Here is a 15,322-nt window from a genome sequence, read left to right as displayed (position 1 = left end):
CAGACTTGTACTGTAGGCAAAAATGGAGAATCAGCGCTATGCATTTTGATCGTGACACAAAAATCGCTTTTTTAGGTATGGGACTTATGGGGACACGCATGGCAACCCGCTTAGTTCAGGCAGGTTTTGAGGTCGCAGTTTGGAATCGTAGCCCTGCGGCTTGCGAACCCGTGCTCAGCTTAGGGGCGAAATCACTACAATTGAGCGAGATTGGACAATATCCAGTGATCTTGAGTTGCCTTGCCGATGATCATGCTGTCCAAGCCGTTTTTGATCAGATTGAGCCATTTTTGACTGCTCAACAAGTCATAGTCGATTTTTCCAGTTTGTCTGTAGATCAAACCCAAAAGCTAGCGCAGCAAGCCAGCCTCAAACAGGTCACATGGATTGACTCACCTGTTTCGGGAGGCACTGCGGGAGCCGAACAAGGCAGTTTGGTGATTTTTGCAGGGGGGGATGCAAACACCATCGAAAAATTAAGCCCGATTTATCATGTGCTGTCACAACGTGTGACTCGTATGGGCGAAACAGGCACAGGTCAAGCTACTAAAATCTGTAACCAACTGATTGTTGCTGCCAACAGTACCCTAATTGCCGAAGCCGTTGCTTTAGCTGGACAGGCAGGCGTAGACACCCGTTTACTTGCACCTGCTTTGGCAGGTGGTTTTGCCGACTCGAAACCGTTTCAGATTTTAACGCCACGCATGGCAACCCACAGTTTTGAGCCTGTGCAATGGAAAGTCCAAACCCTATCTAAAGATTTAAACAATGCCTTACAACTGGCAGCGCAATTTCAGCTACAGATTCCTGTGGCAGAAAAAGCCCTTTCGCAACTGCAAGCTCATCAAGCCAAGGGTTTTGCAGAAGCAGATTTAGCCACCATTATCCATCAGGTCGAAGCTTAATCGGCTTGATTCCTGATCCAATCTTTGCCTGCAAGGAGCATCTGCATGTCTAAACTGGCGGTTAATCTGTCGATGATTTTTACCGAAGTGCCGTTAATTGAACGCTTTGCCCTTGCACGGGAACATGATTTTCAGCATGTTGAAATTCAATTTCCCTATGAGCTAAGTATTGAGCAAATTCAAACCCAACTCACACTCCACCAGCTTAACCTGTGCTTAATTAATGTCCCTGCAGGTGACCTCATGCAAGGTGGCAATGGTTTGGCGGGCGTACCTGGACAAGAGATTGAATTTCATCATGCCCTAGAGTTGGCTATCCGCTATGCCACAGCGTTAAATGTCCCCCGCGTTAATATTTTGGCAGGCAAACAACCTGTCGATGCCGATTTACTACCGTGCTTAAACACACTGGCTGAAAATCTAAAACTGGCCTGCTCGATGCTCACTCAACATCATATTCAGCCTGTATTTGAAATGATTAATGGCACCGACATGCCTCGTTTTTTAGTACAAAATATTGCGCAAGCTCAAGAGATACTAGAAGCGGTCAAACATCCTGCTCTTAAAATGCAATACGACTGTTATCATATGGCGATGATGGGCGAAGATGTGCTGAGCGCATTGCAAGAAAACATACAGGATATTGGTCATATCCAGTTTGCTGACAATCCAGGACGCCATGAACCTGGCTCGGGCGAGATAGACTATGCTGCTATTTTTGAATGGTTACAGCTCAGTGCTTATTCAGGTTATGTCGCTGCAGAATACCGCCCAAGTCTTACGTCAAATCAATCATTTGCATGGAAAGACAAATATTTTGCCTCGCCTTAAAATGCTTGAAATTAAACCAATTTGAAATTTCAGGCTAAAACAGCTATATTAGATGATGAATAATTTTAGGAAATTATACACTCCATGAATTTAGAACCATCGCCCGGCGCTTCTAATTCTCACGATCTTGCAATGAATACCCAAAAGCATGACGTACAAACCTGTCTTAAAGTTGTACATGAAGCTCTCCTTGATGTAAAAGCCAAAGAAATTGTTGAACTTGATGTCAGCAGCATTAGTAATGTTTCAGATGCCATTGTAATTGCTAGCGGCACTTCAACTCGCCACGTAAAATCTATTGCCGATAATGTTGCTGAAGAAGCGCGCAAAGCAGGCTTTCGCCCAATCGGTATTGAAGGTGAACGTGATGCAGAATGGATTTTGGTCGATCTTGGTATGGTAGTTGTTCACATCATGCTCCCAACAGCACGTAAATTTTACGACCTAGAAAGCTTATGGCGCAATCCTACAGATACTGACTCTGTAGCGTAAAACCCAAGATTCAAAAAAGCGACCCTCACGGTCGCTTTTTTATTGCCTGCATACGACTAGAGCAATTGATGCAAATCGGCCTCCGGATATTTCGCTTTAATCATTAGCCGAGCTTGCGCAAATACTTGATCTGAACGTTGTGGTCCATAAAACTCACACAGCACCTGATATAAACTGGTAATGGCCTTGGCATGATCTTTGGCTTGTGCACGATCCATCATCGCAAGTGTCGTGTTGTACATCGCACTGGAGTCATTCAGCAAAATACGATCTCTCAATAATTGCATTTTCAACGTATCAAAAAAGTCATCTGTATCTTGCTCAAGCACAGCATGCAGCACCTCAGCAACAAAATCGATATAGGCATGATATTGCGCTGAAACGTTGACGGTTTGTGCCTTCGTATTGGTCTGCAATAACTCATCTTTTTCAATGATGGTCAGCTCATATAATACTTGCTTGAGCATTTCTTTACGGTTTTGCTTAAGCTCTTCTGTGGTGCAAATTTCACTTAAAAATCGATTGAGCACAAAGGCTGGTTTTGCACTGTATTCCTGCTCCCAATAGCCTACCACCTGATCTAAACGTGCCCCATGAAAATAGTGTTGGAGTGCACGTTGAATGGCTAAACGACGTTGTCCAACATTCAGGACTTCTGCATTCATCTTGAATTCCCTCCTCATTTAATGGCGTTTGGTGATGTCATCAGTTTCACAGGTAATATCACGCTGAAATTCTGGATAAGACAGTTCCGCATGCTCGGTATAATCTAAACCACGCTGCTCATGCTGCGCACTGACACGTAAGCCGCCCAAGACGACATGCAAGGTTTTAAATACAATAAATGCCACTCCAAACCCCCATGCAAAGGCCGCAAACACCCCCATGGCTTGTACAAGAATAATCTCGGTATTAAACATATTGCTTTCAAAGAAGAGCCCTGCAGCGAGTGTGCCCCATGCCCCGCAAAAGCCATGCACGGTGACTGCATCGACTACATCATCCACTCGGAGTTTTTCAAGCAGTGCAGGCAAAATGCTGACCATTAACCCTGCGACCAAACCGGTCAGTACAGCGAACATCGGACTCATAGTCGCACAACCCGCAGTAATGCCGACTAAGCCCCCAAGCGATGCATTAATCGTGGTTTTGATGAGAATCGCTTTACGCATCAGGAGTGCAAATAACATATAAGCCACTGCAGCGGAACATGCTGCTAAGTGAGTATTTAAGGCAATACGCCCGATGCTGACATTGGCATTGACCGTGGAGGCAGCATTAAAGCCAAACCACGCAAGCCATAAGATAAAACCACCCAAGGCAATTAAGGGCAAGTTATGCCCAGGCAAATGATGCACTTGACCATGACGCCCAAAACGTCCAATTCGTGGGCCGAGCACGATAATGCCTGCAAGCGCGACCCATCCTCCAATCGAATGCACCACCGTAGAGCCGGCAAAATCAATAAAGCCCATGGCTTTGAGCCAACCCTCTCCTGCAAATAAGCTCCCCCACGCCCAACTGCCAAAGACCGGATAGATCAAACCATTGACCACCGCCGCACTCACCACATAGGCAACAAAGCGAATCCGTTCAGCCATTGCCCCACTGGCAATGGTGGTCGCAGTAGCAGCGAACATCATTTGAAAGAACAAAAGATTCCAATGCCAATCATCAAGCTGATTCGGTAAAAAATGCGATGTCCCTAACCAACCACTTTGGTTGACCCCAAACATCAAACCAAAACCCACAATCCAAAAGACCAGCCCACCCAAGCAGGCGTCCATATAATTTTTCATTAATACATTGACGGTGTTTTTACTACGTACCGAACCACTTTCAATCATGGCAAATCCGGCTTGCATAAAGAACACCAAAATTCCGCCCATAATCACCCACACACTATCGAGTGAAATACGAATCTCTTGAATATTTTGAATCATTTCAACTTGCTCTGCTGCATAAGCAGGTAGAGCCAATACCCCAATGAACAACGCAATATAATGATTTATTTTCATGCAACACCCCTACCTTTTAAACAGAGAAATGCAAGAACAGTGCCATTTATTACGGATTCTTCTGAGCATTTAAAAAATATATTTTTATTATTTTTCAAAAATTTAAATCACAAAAATAAAATCCGAACCTGTTTAATAGTTATTTATTTGCACGAATTCCGGCTCTCATCAAACATACCCAAAAGATGAGCTACATAAGTGAAAATATTTCAGGCATAAAAAAATCCCCCTTTGAATAAAGAGGGATTTTTTTAGAATCGAATGATTGAGAGAATTAGTGACCTGTACCATTAATCGCTTTAGTCATATCTTCCACCACTTTCTTGGCATCACCAAAGATCATCATGGTCTTGTCGTTATAGAACAAGTCGTTGTCTAGACCAGCATAACCTGTTGCCATAGAGCGCTTGATGACCATAATGGTACGTGCTTTATGCGCTTCAAGAATTGGCATACCGTAAATTGGCGAGTTTGGATCATCTTTTGCCGCAGGGTTAACTACGTCATTCGCACCAATGACCAACACCACATCTGTAGCAGGGAAATCTGAGTTGATTTCGTCCATTTCCAAGATATCTTCATACGGTACATCAGCTTCTGCAAGCAATACGTTCATGTGACCTGGCATACGACCTGCCACTGGGTGAATCGCAAAGCGAACTGTTACACCTTGCTCTTTCAACAAGTTTGCCAATTCTTTTACCGCATTCTGGGCACGACCTTGTGCCATACCATAACCAGGTACAATCACCACGCTGTCTGCATTTGACATCAAGAAGCCAGCATCATCAGCAGAACCAGAACGGTAGTTACGTTGCACTTGCGCACCCGCTGCCGCTGTTGGTGCAGCTGCACCGCCCATCGCACCACCAAACAATACGTTGATGATTGAACGGTTCATGGCTTTACACATAATGTAAGACAGAATCGCACCTGAAGAACCGACCAATGAGCCTGCAACAATCAGCATGTTATTTTCAAGCGTGAAACCAATACCTGCTGCTGCCCAACCTGAGAATGAGTTCAACAATGACACCACAACTGGCATGTCACCGCCACCCACTGGTGCAATCCATACCCAACCGAATGCCAATGCCAGACCTGTCATTGCCCAGAATGAAGTCATGTTACCGCTCAGGAAGAAGTGAATCCCGAAACCTAACATAGCAAGGAAAATTAACGCTTGAACAGGTTTTACCCATGCACCCGAAATGGTTTTTGCCCATTTCTTTGCCGCCAATTTACCGTATGCAAAAACAGATGCGGTAAAGGTAATCGCACCCACGAAACAGCCTACAAACAGTTCAAATAAATGAACCTTGCTCATTTCATGGAAAGTAATGCCATTTGCAGTCAACAAGTCTGGACCCAGTTCGATCAACTTGTTGTTATGAATAATCGCAGCAATCGCAATTAAAACCGCAGCCAAACCAACTAAAGAGTGCATTAAGGCTACAGTTTCAGGCATTTGAGTCATTGGCACCGTACGTGCGCGGGCAATACCCACCACTGCACCTGCTGCCATGGCTGCCAGGATCATCCACACAACAGGATTGTCTGCCACGAAGAATGTGGTCAAGACTGCAATCGCCATTGCGATCATGCCATAACGGTTGCCCGCAATCGCAGTTTTAGGGCCAGACAAACCACGTAAAGTTAAGATAAAGAGCACAGCCCCGATTAAATAGAACCAGTCTGCATATTCACGAATAAATTCCATGCATTAGCCCTCTTTTTTCTTTGCTTTTGGTTTGAACATTTCCAGCATACGCGCAGTCACTGCAAAACCACCGAAAATATTGATGCTTGCCAAGAACACAGCAATCGCACCAAGTACACTCACCACATTAATGGTTTGGAAGTCGACACTGCCTTCTACACCCATAATTGGTAGACCGACAGTTTGAATCATCGCACCTACAATAATAATTGAAGAAAGTGCATTGGTTACTGCCATTAATGGCGTATGTAACGCAGGTGTTACCCCCCACACCACGTAGTAACCTACGAAGATGGCAAGGACAAAAATCGTAATTGTTTCAACCATGAGAGTTCTCCTTAACCACGCTTTAACAGCACTTGACCGTTATGAGTGACCAGCAATGCTTTCTGAATTTCTTCTTCTGGATTCAATGCGAAGTTCTTGTCGTTATCAAATAATGTTTCAACAAAATTGAACACATTACGCGCGTATAGTGCAGATGCCTCTGTCGATACAGTCGATGGAATATTTGGAATACCCAAAATTTTTACACCATTAGCAGTCACTACAGTTTCACCGCATTGTGAACCTTCGACGTTACCACCCGTTTCAACCGCCATATCTAAAATCACAGAACCTGGCTTCATTTTTGCCACAGTTTCCGCTTTGATTAAGCGCGGTGCATCACGACCTGGCAATAACGCAGTGGTGATCACGATATCCGCATTAGAAACCGCTTTATCGACAATCACCGCTTGGTCTTTAATGTATTGTTCACCAGGCATCCAGCCGTAACCATTTTTGGCAGCATCGGCAGCTTTTTGTTGTTCTTCCTCAGACATTGGTACGTCTAACCACTTACCACCCAAAGATTCCACCTGATCTTTTGCCGTTGGACGCAAGTCAGTTGCTTCTACTACAGCACCTAAACGCTTCGCCGTTGCAATCGCTTGCAAGCCCGCAACACCTACACCCATGATCACAACACGCGCAGGTTTTACAGTACCCGCTGCCGTCATTAACATTGGGAACATACGTTGATATTCTGCGGCAGCCAACAATACAGATTTATAACCTGCCAAGTTGGCTTGTGATGACAACACGTCCATATTTTGCGCACGCGACAAGGTACGTGGCAAAAGCTCTAAAGCAAATGCAGACACCTGAGCCGCAGCAAATTGGTCTAATTCAGTATTACGGTAAGGATCAAACATCGCCACCACAGTGCTGTTCGGTGCAAGTTTTTGAATTTCCTCACCCTTTGGGGCACGAACTTTCAAAATCATTTGGCTACCGCGATAAGCATCATCTGTCATGGTCGCGCCTACTTGTTCATAAGCGCTGTCGATATAAGCGGCTTTGATGCCTGCACCACGTTCAATGACTACGCTATGACCCGCGCTAATCAACTTCTTTACTGTTTCTGGCGTCGCAGCGACACGATTTTCACCGACAACAGTTTCGGTTGGAATTCCGATCTGCATGAGCGTTCCTCAAGCTGGTTTTTCTTAAGTCAACATCGTCGATAACGATGCTTTCCCCTCAGGATAAGTTTTGTTGAATTTTTGGATTCTAATGCAACATTTTTAAATTACCACCCAATATTTATTTAATAAATACCTATATTTTGAACTGATGATTCATGAAAATATTGTTGCGAGATATAATTGATAAGTTTTGCTTCTTGAATATAAGTCTAATTATTCAGCGAAACTTCGATTTGGCGTGTCTAAAAGAAAAAAAGCGATGCTTTGAGCTTGCAGTTGACCACATTTAAATGAATTAAGCATTGATCATTCTGACACGCATTTCACTTAATTCGGAAAATCCGACTTAGCGCTAAAAGATTGCATATCTATACATTTAAGCGCTAAAAGCAAAACTTAAACACCAAATTGACTTTTTTGACAATTTTTACACTGCACAACAAGGTTCAATTTAGAAGTGTTTTGCGCAACTGAAAACCTTAGAAAAACCTACCTTTGCCTTATGAGTAAAACCGAATATTTCAAACAGTAAAACTTTTAAAAGAAGTTTAAATTTATTCAACTCAGGTCTAAGTTAGCGTTGCTATTTTTTTCATTTTTTTTGTGCGTCATTTAGTCTGATGATGGATTTTCTCTGTTTTGTAATATTTTCAGCTAATTTGCACCATTATCGTGCAAAGCCCATTTGCTCTACTTTTACAAAATTTATGCCATCTCAATCAGACCATCTGCATAAGATCGGCTATGCTTGCTCAAATACAGCACACAGCTTTATCCATGCAGTCGCATCTGTGTTTATCTATCATGCAACTTGCATTTTTGTGCGCAGCAAGTGTCACTTTTCTTACATCCGCCTTGCTCGACAGCATTTTTAGGTGAACATCTAAATGGCATACAATGGTTCGGCTGCATGCTCAATATTGTAGGCGTGATGATGATCACCTTGTCCAAAAACAAGTTCTCTCATTAAGTTAAAGGCGACATCCTGCCACTAATGAAGTTGAATATTGGATTCAATCTTTGAGCTACTGCAACCCCGTTTTACCATAAATCTCAGGATAACTATGAACACTGCACCCGACATCAGCCAAGATAAAACCCTGCTCTGGTTGATGGCGATTGCCTGTGGCCTATGCGCGGGGGCCAATTATTATTGCCAACCGCTGATTTACTCGATTCATCAATCTTTCCAGATTCCGCAATCCCAAGTGGCATTGACGGTGACTTTTGCACAAGTATCTTATGCACTGGGTTTATTGTTTATTGTGCCTATGGGCGATATTGTCAATAAAACCAAATTCATTCCCCTATTGATGTTTTTGGCCTCGATTGGCTTATTTTTATGTGCCTTTTCCAGCAATTTAAGCATGCTATGGATTGGCACGATTATCACAGGGCTGTTTTCTGTGGCGGCACAAGTCTTAATTCCCTTTGCCACCATGACCGTAAAACCTGAAAAAATGGGTGAAGTGGTTGGTTTATTGATGAGTGGCTTACTGGTCGGTATTTTACTTTCGACCAGTTTGGCAGGTTTACTGTCCAATTTATTCCATTGGAAAGTGATTTATCTAATTAGTGGAATACTGATGCTGTGCATTGCCGCAGTCCTTAAAGCGCGCTTACCCTTTATCTCAACAAGCAAACTCAGCTATTTGGCCGTGTTTCAGTCTATGGGCAAACTCATTTTAGAAGAACGTCGTTTGGTCTATCGCGCCTTCATCGGTGCGTTTGTTTTTGCTGCAATGAGCGTATTGTTTTCTACCATCGCAGTATTACTCAAATCCAGTTTTGGCTTAGCCGACTTTATGGTGGGCATTGTGGCAATGGTGGGAGTATTCGGTGCGCTTTCGACCAAACACGTAGGAAAAATTGCAGATCGTGGCTATGTTATAGCGCTGACGTGGGGGGGGTTGGCGTTATTGGCAATCAGTTGGGTCTTTCTATACAACGGACAATTTAGCTTATGGAGTTATATTCTTGGTTTTGGCTTAATTAATCTTGGGCTTGCCACCGTACACAGCAGCAACCAAAACGTAATTTTTCACTTACGCCCCGATGCCAAATCGCGGATTAACTCAATTTATATGACCAGTTATTTTACTGGCGGTGCTTGTGGTTCTGCCTTGGGAATCTATGCGTGGCAACACGGTGGATGGTTGTGGAGTTGCCTAGTTGGTTTATGTTTTGTTGCAGCCGCAATGAGCTTTGCCCTGCTCGACTGGCAACATCAACGTCAACACGCCATGTCTTAAACGCTGCGATTACAATCAAGCAAGTCGCTTAAGACATTTGCATCACAGGATAAAATGGCTGACTCCACTCCACATTTTCTAAATTTTCCAATAAAATTTGGATAAAACACGGCATCAACGCACACAATAAAGTATTGGCATGGCTGAGTTGTTTGCGGTTGATTGCGCTGTTATAGGTTGTACCACCTTGTAAAAGTTGCTGCTGTAAAGTCAGTAAGCGATTAAATAAACACGCCAAAATTGTGGCTGAATCATGGATGTGCAATGCCTGCATAATCTGCTGTTTTTCTACTTCATAATCTGCACGCCATTCGGCTTCAGTCATTTTTTGATTACGCCAATCCCAAAAACTTTGATACAAATAAGGATTGGTCAGCAACACCTCTAAACTTTGTGGATATTTGTCCCAAATGATTTTCGCCATGCGCTGATCGACATCTTTTTGATACATGCGCTGCACAAATTGCTGCAAGGTCTGTTGTTGTGTATGCTCTGCTGTCTGACTTTGCGCATACAAGGCACTCAAGGCTACCCATGCTGTCATAAATTGCATATCAATATCATCATGAAAATCAATGGCTTTTTTCCACCAACTTAAACTGCGCTGCATGCGTAAATTAAATGCCGTTGAAAATTCATTTTTCTTAGTTCGATAAATTTCTTCTAACACCAACATTTTATTCTCTCTCTTATGCTGCGTTATCGTTATCTTTTCAACATACTAAAAAACGGCTACGCATACAAATACTGAGCAGTTCCGCTTTAGCATCTACGGTTGCGCTGCTGTGTTTCATAGCGAACAAAGCAAAGTTGATGCCAATGGATGTGGGTTGTGGACACTGTCGATTTTCACTTAAACCCCGTATAATGCGCGGTCTTGTGCTTTTATTTTTCAATTCAGGTGGGTTATGACACGTGCCATCCAAACTTTACAACCTCGCATTTCGGTTGCCCCGATGATGGATTGGACTACCCGTGATTACCGTTTTTTTGCACGTTTATTTAACCCCAATATCATTCTGTATACCGAAATGGTGACCACAGGCGCGATTTTATTTGGTGATGCTAAGCGTCATTTAGATTACAGTAAGGAAGAACATCCTATTGTCTTGCAGCTTGGTGGTTCAAATCCAAAAGACCTTGCGACCTGCAGCAAAATGGCACAAGACTGGGGTTATGATGAAATCAACTTGAACGTTGGCTGCCCAAGTGATCGAGTACAAAACAATAAAATTGGCGCGTGTTTAATGGCAGAGCCAGACTTGGTGGCAGAATGTATTGCCGCCATGCGTCAAGCTGTTGATATTCCTGTAACCGTAAAACATCGAATCGGGATTGACGACATGCACTCTTATGCAGAGATGCTCCATTTTGTGGATACCGTGGCTCAAACAGGTTGCAACAACTTTATCGTGCATGCCCGAATTGCCTTATTACAAGGTTTATCACCTAAAGAAAACCGTGAAGTACCACCGCTGCGTTATGAAGATGTGTATCGTCTAAAACAAGACCGCCCTGAATTGTTAATTGAAATTAATGGTGGAATTAAAACGTTTGCCGAAACCCAACAACACCTCAAGCATGTCGATGGGGTAATGATTGGTCGCGAAGCCTATCACAACCCTTATTTACTGGCAGAGCTTGGACAATTATGGGGATTAGAATTGCCTGATCGTTTTGAAATTATGCAGCGCATGTTGCCGTATATTGAACAACGTCTACAACAAGGTGCACCACTTTCTGTCATCACCCGCCATATTTTAGGTTTATTCCAAAACCTGCCTGGGGCACGTAAATGGCGTCAAGCACTAAGTGGCGGCAATGCCAAAACATTTGCCGATGTAGAGCAAGCACTGGTGAATATTCAAGCAGCAATGCAACGTACAGAAGACTATTTAAAAGAGCAGCAGCTACAACGACCTAATGAGTAAACTCATTGGAGATAAGAAAAATCAAAGAGAATTTTTCTAAGCCATGCCTTGCATGGCTTTGATTTATGAATTTTTAGCTTGTAAAGCATCTAACTTTTTTAGCACTTCTGCCACCGCCACCATCGCAAAACTGGAGGTAACCACGACTGACGAACCATAACCGCCACAGCGCAAGCCTGCACTAGGGCAAACATTTGCACTGGAAAATGGATTGTCGATAGAGTACACACAAGTAATCCCAAACTTTTCTTTTGGTTTTTTACAAATACCTTTGCTGCGTAATTGAGCACGTAATTTTGCCAACATCGGGTCTTGTTCAGTTTTAGATAAATCTGCCACTCGAATTTTCAGCGGATCTAGCTTGCCACCTGCACCACCCGACACAATCAAAGGAATCTTGTTAAAACGGCAATGCAGCATTAAAGCCAGTTTGGCTTTTACATCATCAATGCAATCTAAAATCAAATCTGGTGCCGTCGCCAATAAGACTTTGACATTGTCTGGACTGAGGTAATCATCGACCAAATTAATTTTGATACGTGGATTAATAGAACGACAACGTTCTGCCATGACATCAATTTTTTCACATCCCAAAGTTGAACTCATGGCAGGTAATTGACGGTTAATATTAGATGCAGCGACCACATCCATATCCACCAGTGTCAGCTCGCCTATACCTGTACGTGCCAATGCCTCAACAGCCCAAGAGCCGACACCGCCAATTCCAATCACCATGACATGACTTTGGGCATAATGCTGAAAAGCACTGTCGCCATAAATTTTGGCCACACCTGCAAAACGGCGTTCATATTCATCATCTTGAAGAAGGTCTGTCATGCTGCAATCAAATCTAATTTCAAATTGTGGGCATTTTACTGCGTTTCGCAGACTTCGTGTTGTTTCATCTAGAGTTTCGGCAAGTCTAATACTTGAACACTATTCTGCCAAAGCTGTGCGGCTAAAGTCTGCGGTGCAATTTCTAAACAATCCGCTAAACCTTCAAGCACATAAATTAGATTCGCAGGGGTATTACGGGTGCGTGATTGGGCATCCGTCTGACAACATAAAGGCGTCATATCGGGGCAGTCGGTTTCCAAAACCAAATGTTTAGCACCAATTTCCTGCACAACACGGCGCAGTTTTTTTGCATTCGGATTGGTAATCTGACCTGTCACACCAATTTTAAAACCCAATTTGATCAGTGTTTTGGCTTCTTGCACCCCACCACTAAAAGCATGTGCGATGCCACCAAACTGAAATTGTTGCTGTTTGAGTATTTTTAAGGTTTCGGCATGAGCCTTACGAATATGTAGCAGTACAGGTTTATGTTGCTGACGAGCGATTTCCAATTGCGCGGCAAAAAAATCTTGCTGCTTTTGAAACGCTTCGGGCTGTTTATGTTCAGCTAAAAAAGTATCTAAGCCAATTTCGCCCACAGCGACACAATGCTGTTGTTGCAAAAACTGCTCTAAATCTTGTAGATGTTGGCTTTGATGCTGTTCAATATAAAAAGGATGCAAGCCTGGTGCAAGATGACTTTGTGGCACCTGCTCAAGTTGATTTAAAAACTGTTGTGTGGCGATTAAATCCTGAAAACGGGATTGTACAAAGCCAATCAGCACCAAATGTTCTACGCCTGCTGCATTCGCCGCATACGCCAATTGCTCCCGATCTGAGTCAAAATCAGGTACATCAAAATGGGTATGCGTATCAAACAGCGCAATGCTCATATTAAGATTTCGCTTTGGTTGTTGCCGTTGTAGCACTGGCTTCGGCAGGTTGTGCTGATGCTTCAGAGGCTGCTTCTGTTTCAGGCAAATATGCAGCTTTTAAAATTCCCTGTAGTTCTGCATACGGAATGGTTAAACGCGGCAAACCAACAACATAAGGACCAATTTCATATTCTGCATATTGCAAAATTAATCCTTGTTGACCCAAATAGTAATTTTCCGATAGCTTAAATTTCCACGCTTGCTCATATTCTTCCACATTGGTAGAAAGTTCAGATGCAATGACCCATTGTTTAAACGCTTCATAAGCTTTACGCTCTAATTGTGGGCGCTGCTTCTCTAACAAAATGTCATTTAACAATACTAATTTTTTCTTCTCTAAATCAAAATTATAGTATTGCTGTGCCGATGCACCATGTGCTCCGCCCAAATAACTACTGCTATTTAGTACTACGGTTGCCAAAGGCTGATCTGCATTTAAAATTTTAGGCTTAATCATCAAACTGATTTTATGATTTGAGCTTAAAGCTTTCAGTTCCTGATCAAGTGCCAAAAAGCTTTGCACATAAGGCACAGTTTGTTTTTCTAATTTTTGCGCCAAAGTTTCCACTTGTGCAATGGCTGCGATAGTAGGGTTACTGGCAGGTGTATCTGCAGCACTAGCTGCTGTATTTTCACTGGCTGCATGGTCAATTGCAGCAGCTTCAGAAGCCGCCTGCTGTGGTGCAATTTCTAAAATTTGTGCCAATTCTTGAATAATTTTCTGATCAATAAAATGGTCGATAAAGGCCTGATTGCTATTCAAACGTTCAATTGAGATTTCAGGGCAGTTTTTTCCATCACATTTAGGCAACGATAAATTCAGTTTTTCAATATCGCCGACCAGTTTTAGGCTTTGCTGTTCTGTCTGCGTTTGCTTAGCCTCGACCGCTTCAGGTTCTGTTTTCTTTGGCTGACATGCAGTGATCCCTAAAGTTGTAATTAAAATACTAATCGCCAAAATACTTCTATTTTTCAACATGGATACAACCTTGATTTCATCAATTTTTGCTTATCATCGTACTCATCTACTAAAACATAGATGGATAGATCTCTGCTTTTAAAACTTGTTGTGTTTGTGCTTTGCTTAGGTAAATGTCTAACTGCGTGCCATTTTTGACAATTTCATGGGTGCGGTAATGCAATCCTAAACCCTGATCATCAAAAAACCAATCTGCCTGCCCCCAGTATAATTTGGCAGGTGCTACTTTTTTCACGTCACTGCTTTGTGTTTTGAGCCATTCCTGATAGGCCTGCTGTACAAAAGTATTCATACGGGTTTGTTGTTTGGCATCAATCACATCTAAAACAGACAAGGCTTTTTGCTGCTTCCGATCTGCGACAAAGAAATAATAGCGTTCTTTGACCTGGGTGTCTTCCTGTTTGCTATCCACCCCGACTTGCAACAAGACATATTGATTGCGTTGATATGCTATACGGGTATATATCGCTAGTTCATAAGCTTTGTTTTGATCTAATTGCGCCTGCCAAGCATCGGATTTTTTCACATAGGCATCTACGGCTTGCTGCAAACTCATGTTTTGTTTTAAGCCGATTTGGTCTTGAATCACCATAGCCTGATTTTTAGCAATCCAACTGTTGAGCCATGCGTCTTGGGTATTTAAAGTTTGCACCTCTAATTCAATACAATTTTTATTTTCACAAAAAGGCAAGGCAATATCTGCCGCCTGTTGTTTGATATTTAAATAAGGTAAAACTTCAGCCTGATCTTTCTGAAAAATTGAGGTTTGCTCATCTGCATTTTTATTTTGTTGAGATGAGTCACAGGCGCTAAGCAAAAACATCCCGCTTAAAATTGCACCTAGATAAACCATTTTTAGCTGCATGATTTCCCCAATTCATTTATTTAAATGAATTTTAACTTTTATCACCCATAATAAAACAGCTTCGTGATGAAGCTGTTTTATTTTTGAA

At 42.7% G+C, this 15,322-nt stretch carries 15 protein-coding genes and 1 pseudogene; 6 read left to right on the top strand and 10 right to left on the bottom strand.

Annotated elements, in window-relative coordinates; translation table 11 throughout:
* The first annotated feature begins 38 nt into the window (after positions 1-38).
* The 3 genes from L6C30_RS02220 to rsfS all read left to right on the top strand — a co-directional run bounded on the left by L6C30_RS02220 (position 39) and on the right by rsfS (position 2,228).
* Positions 39-905, top strand: a complete 867-nt coding sequence (locus L6C30_RS02220) for an NAD(P)-dependent oxidoreductase (protein ID WP_019836716.1) — start codon at positions 39-41, stop codon at positions 903-905.
* Between the two features lie 45 nt (positions 906-950).
* Positions 951-1,736: a hydroxypyruvate isomerase family protein gene (locus tag L6C30_RS02215; protein ID WP_019836715.1), complete on the top strand. Its 786-nt coding sequence runs from the start codon at positions 951-953 to the stop codon at positions 1,734-1,736.
* Positions 1,737-1,820: 84 nt separating this feature from the next.
* Positions 1,821-2,228, top strand: coding sequence for a ribosome silencing factor (rsfS, locus tag L6C30_RS02210; RefSeq protein WP_019836714.1), 408 nt, complete (start codon positions 1,821-1,823; stop codon positions 2,226-2,228).
* 56 nt (positions 2,229-2,284) lie between these two features.
* Here the strand turns inward: rsfS and L6C30_RS02205 are convergent, their stop codons facing one another.
* The 5 genes from L6C30_RS02205 to L6C30_RS02185 all read right to left on the bottom strand — a co-directional run bounded on the left by L6C30_RS02205 (position 2,285) and on the right by L6C30_RS02185 (position 7,432).
* On the bottom strand, positions 2,285-2,893 hold the full coding sequence (locus tag L6C30_RS02205) for a hypothetical protein (RefSeq protein WP_019836713.1): 609 nt from the start codon (positions 2,891-2,893) through the stop codon (positions 2,285-2,287).
* 18 nt (positions 2,894-2,911) lie between these two features.
* Complete coding sequence (locus tag L6C30_RS02200) at positions 2,912-4,171, bottom strand: ammonium transporter (protein ID WP_374706586.1); 1,260 nt, start codon at positions 4,169-4,171, stop codon at positions 2,912-2,914.
* A 349-nt stretch (positions 4,172-4,520) separates the two neighbouring features.
* Entirely contained in the window at positions 4,521-5,966 is a 1,446-nt protein-coding gene (locus L6C30_RS02195; RefSeq protein ID WP_019836711.1) for an NAD(P)(+) transhydrogenase (Re/Si-specific) subunit beta, read from the bottom strand.
* A 3-nt stretch (positions 5,967-5,969) separates the two neighbouring features.
* A complete protein-coding gene (locus L6C30_RS02190) occupies positions 5,970-6,293 on the bottom strand; it encodes a proton-translocating transhydrogenase family protein (RefSeq protein WP_004974924.1) in 324 nt (107 codons plus the stop codon).
* A gap of 11 nt (positions 6,294-6,304) precedes the next feature.
* A complete protein-coding gene (locus L6C30_RS02185; RefSeq protein ID WP_019836710.1) occupies positions 6,305-7,432 on the bottom strand; it encodes a Re/Si-specific NAD(P)(+) transhydrogenase subunit alpha in 1,128 nt (375 codons plus the stop codon).
* Between the two features lie 862 nt (positions 7,433-8,294).
* Here L6C30_RS02185 and L6C30_RS02180 point away from each other — a divergent pair.
* Both L6C30_RS02180 and L6C30_RS02175 read left to right on the top strand, forming a co-directional pair.
* Positions 8,295-8,405, top strand: a pseudogene (locus L6C30_RS02180) (EamA family transporter); the annotation flags it as partial.
* A gap of 94 nt (positions 8,406-8,499) precedes the next feature.
* Positions 8,500-9,687 carry an MFS transporter gene (locus tag L6C30_RS02175; protein WP_019836709.1) on the top strand — a complete coding sequence of 396 codons (1,188 nt, stop codon included), beginning with the start codon at positions 8,500-8,502 and terminating at the stop codon, positions 9,685-9,687.
* A 28-nt stretch (positions 9,688-9,715) separates the two neighbouring features.
* On the opposite strand, the gene L6C30_RS02170 is transcribed toward L6C30_RS02175, so the two are convergent.
* Entirely contained in the window at positions 9,716-10,363 is a 648-nt protein-coding gene (locus L6C30_RS02170) for a hypothetical protein (RefSeq protein WP_019836708.1), read from the bottom strand.
* A 232-nt stretch (positions 10,364-10,595) separates the two neighbouring features.
* Here L6C30_RS02170 and dusA point away from each other — a divergent pair, with 232 nt between their 5' ends.
* Positions 10,596-11,618: a tRNA dihydrouridine(20/20a) synthase DusA gene (gene dusA, locus L6C30_RS02165; RefSeq protein ID WP_230245379.1), complete on the top strand. Its 1,023-nt coding sequence runs from the start codon at positions 10,596-10,598 to the stop codon at positions 11,616-11,618.
* 63 nt (positions 11,619-11,681) lie between these two features.
* Here dusA and L6C30_RS02160 read toward each other — a convergent pair whose 3' ends face one another.
* The 4 genes from L6C30_RS02160 to L6C30_RS02145 form a co-directional block, all read right to left on the bottom strand.
* Positions 11,682-12,455: a ThiF family adenylyltransferase gene (locus L6C30_RS02160; RefSeq protein ID WP_070153201.1), complete on the bottom strand. Its 774-nt coding sequence runs from the start codon at positions 12,453-12,455 to the stop codon at positions 11,682-11,684.
* Between the two features lie 68 nt (positions 12,456-12,523).
* A complete protein-coding gene (locus L6C30_RS02155) occupies positions 12,524-13,348 on the bottom strand; it encodes a TatD family hydrolase (RefSeq protein ID WP_019838413.1) in 825 nt (274 codons plus the stop codon).
* A 1-nt stretch (position 13,349) separates the two neighbouring features.
* The gene (locus L6C30_RS02150; RefSeq protein ID WP_070153205.1) at positions 13,350-14,369 is read right to left on the bottom strand and encodes an RsiV family protein; all 1,020 of its coding nucleotides are present in this window, start codon (positions 14,367-14,369) and stop codon (positions 13,350-13,352) included.
* Between the two features lie 49 nt (positions 14,370-14,418).
* A complete protein-coding gene (locus tag L6C30_RS02145; protein WP_236162800.1) occupies positions 14,419-15,234 on the bottom strand; it encodes a hypothetical protein in 816 nt (271 codons plus the stop codon).
* Positions 15,235-15,322: the final 88 nt, after the last annotated feature.

Origin of the sequence: Acinetobacter sp. KAM396, from assembly GCF_021602765.1 — a bacterium.
GTDB lineage: Bacteria > Pseudomonadota > Gammaproteobacteria > Pseudomonadales > Moraxellaceae > Acinetobacter > Acinetobacter towneri_A.
Note: the sequence above shows the minus strand (reverse complement) of the source record. Positions and strands in the feature narration are given on the sequence as shown.

Excerpts from the sequence above, each read along its gene's own strand:
- L6C30_RS02220 (WP_019836716.1), top strand. The coding sequence starts at position 39 with ATGCATTTTGATCGTGACACAAAAATCGCTTTTTTAGGTATGGGACTT.
- L6C30_RS02215 (WP_019836715.1), top strand. The coding sequence starts at position 951 with ATGTCTAAACTGGCGGTTAATCTGTCGATGATTTTTACCGAAGTGCCG.
- rsfS (WP_019836714.1), top strand. The coding sequence starts at position 1,821 with ATGAATTTAGAACCATCGCCCGGCGCTTCTAATTCTCACGATCTTGCA.
- L6C30_RS02205 (WP_019836713.1), bottom strand. The coding sequence starts at position 2,893 with ATGAATGCAGAAGTCCTGAATGTTGGACAACGTCGTTTAGCCATTCAA.
- L6C30_RS02200 (WP_374706586.1), bottom strand. The coding sequence starts at position 4,171 with ATGATTCAAAATATTCAAGAGATTCGTATTTCACTCGATAGTGTGTGG.
- L6C30_RS02195 (WP_019836711.1), bottom strand. The coding sequence starts at position 5,966 with ATGGAATTTATTCGTGAATATGCAGACTGGTTCTATTTAATCGGGGCT.
- L6C30_RS02190 (WP_004974924.1), bottom strand. The coding sequence starts at position 6,293 with ATGGTTGAAACAATTACGATTTTTGTCCTTGCCATCTTCGTAGGTTAC.
- L6C30_RS02185 (WP_019836710.1), bottom strand. The coding sequence starts at position 7,432 with ATGCAGATCGGAATTCCAACCGAAACTGTTGTCGGTGAAAATCGTGTC.
- L6C30_RS02175 (WP_019836709.1), top strand. The coding sequence starts at position 8,500 with ATGAACACTGCACCCGACATCAGCCAAGATAAAACCCTGCTCTGGTTG.
- L6C30_RS02170 (WP_019836708.1), bottom strand. The coding sequence starts at position 10,363 with ATGTTGGTGTTAGAAGAAATTTATCGAACTAAGAAAAATGAATTTTCA.
- dusA (WP_230245379.1), top strand. The coding sequence starts at position 10,596 with ATGACACGTGCCATCCAAACTTTACAACCTCGCATTTCGGTTGCCCCG.
- L6C30_RS02160 (WP_070153201.1), bottom strand. The coding sequence starts at position 12,455 with ATGACAGACCTTCTTCAAGATGATGAATATGAACGCCGTTTTGCAGGT.
- L6C30_RS02155 (WP_019838413.1), bottom strand. The coding sequence starts at position 13,348 with ATGAGCATTGCGCTGTTTGATACGCATACCCATTTTGATGTACCTGAT.
- L6C30_RS02150 (WP_070153205.1), bottom strand. The coding sequence starts at position 14,369 with ATGTTGAAAAATAGAAGTATTTTGGCGATTAGTATTTTAATTACAACT.
- L6C30_RS02145 (WP_236162800.1), bottom strand. The coding sequence starts at position 15,234 with ATGCAGCTAAAAATGGTTTATCTAGGTGCAATTTTAAGCGGGATGTTT.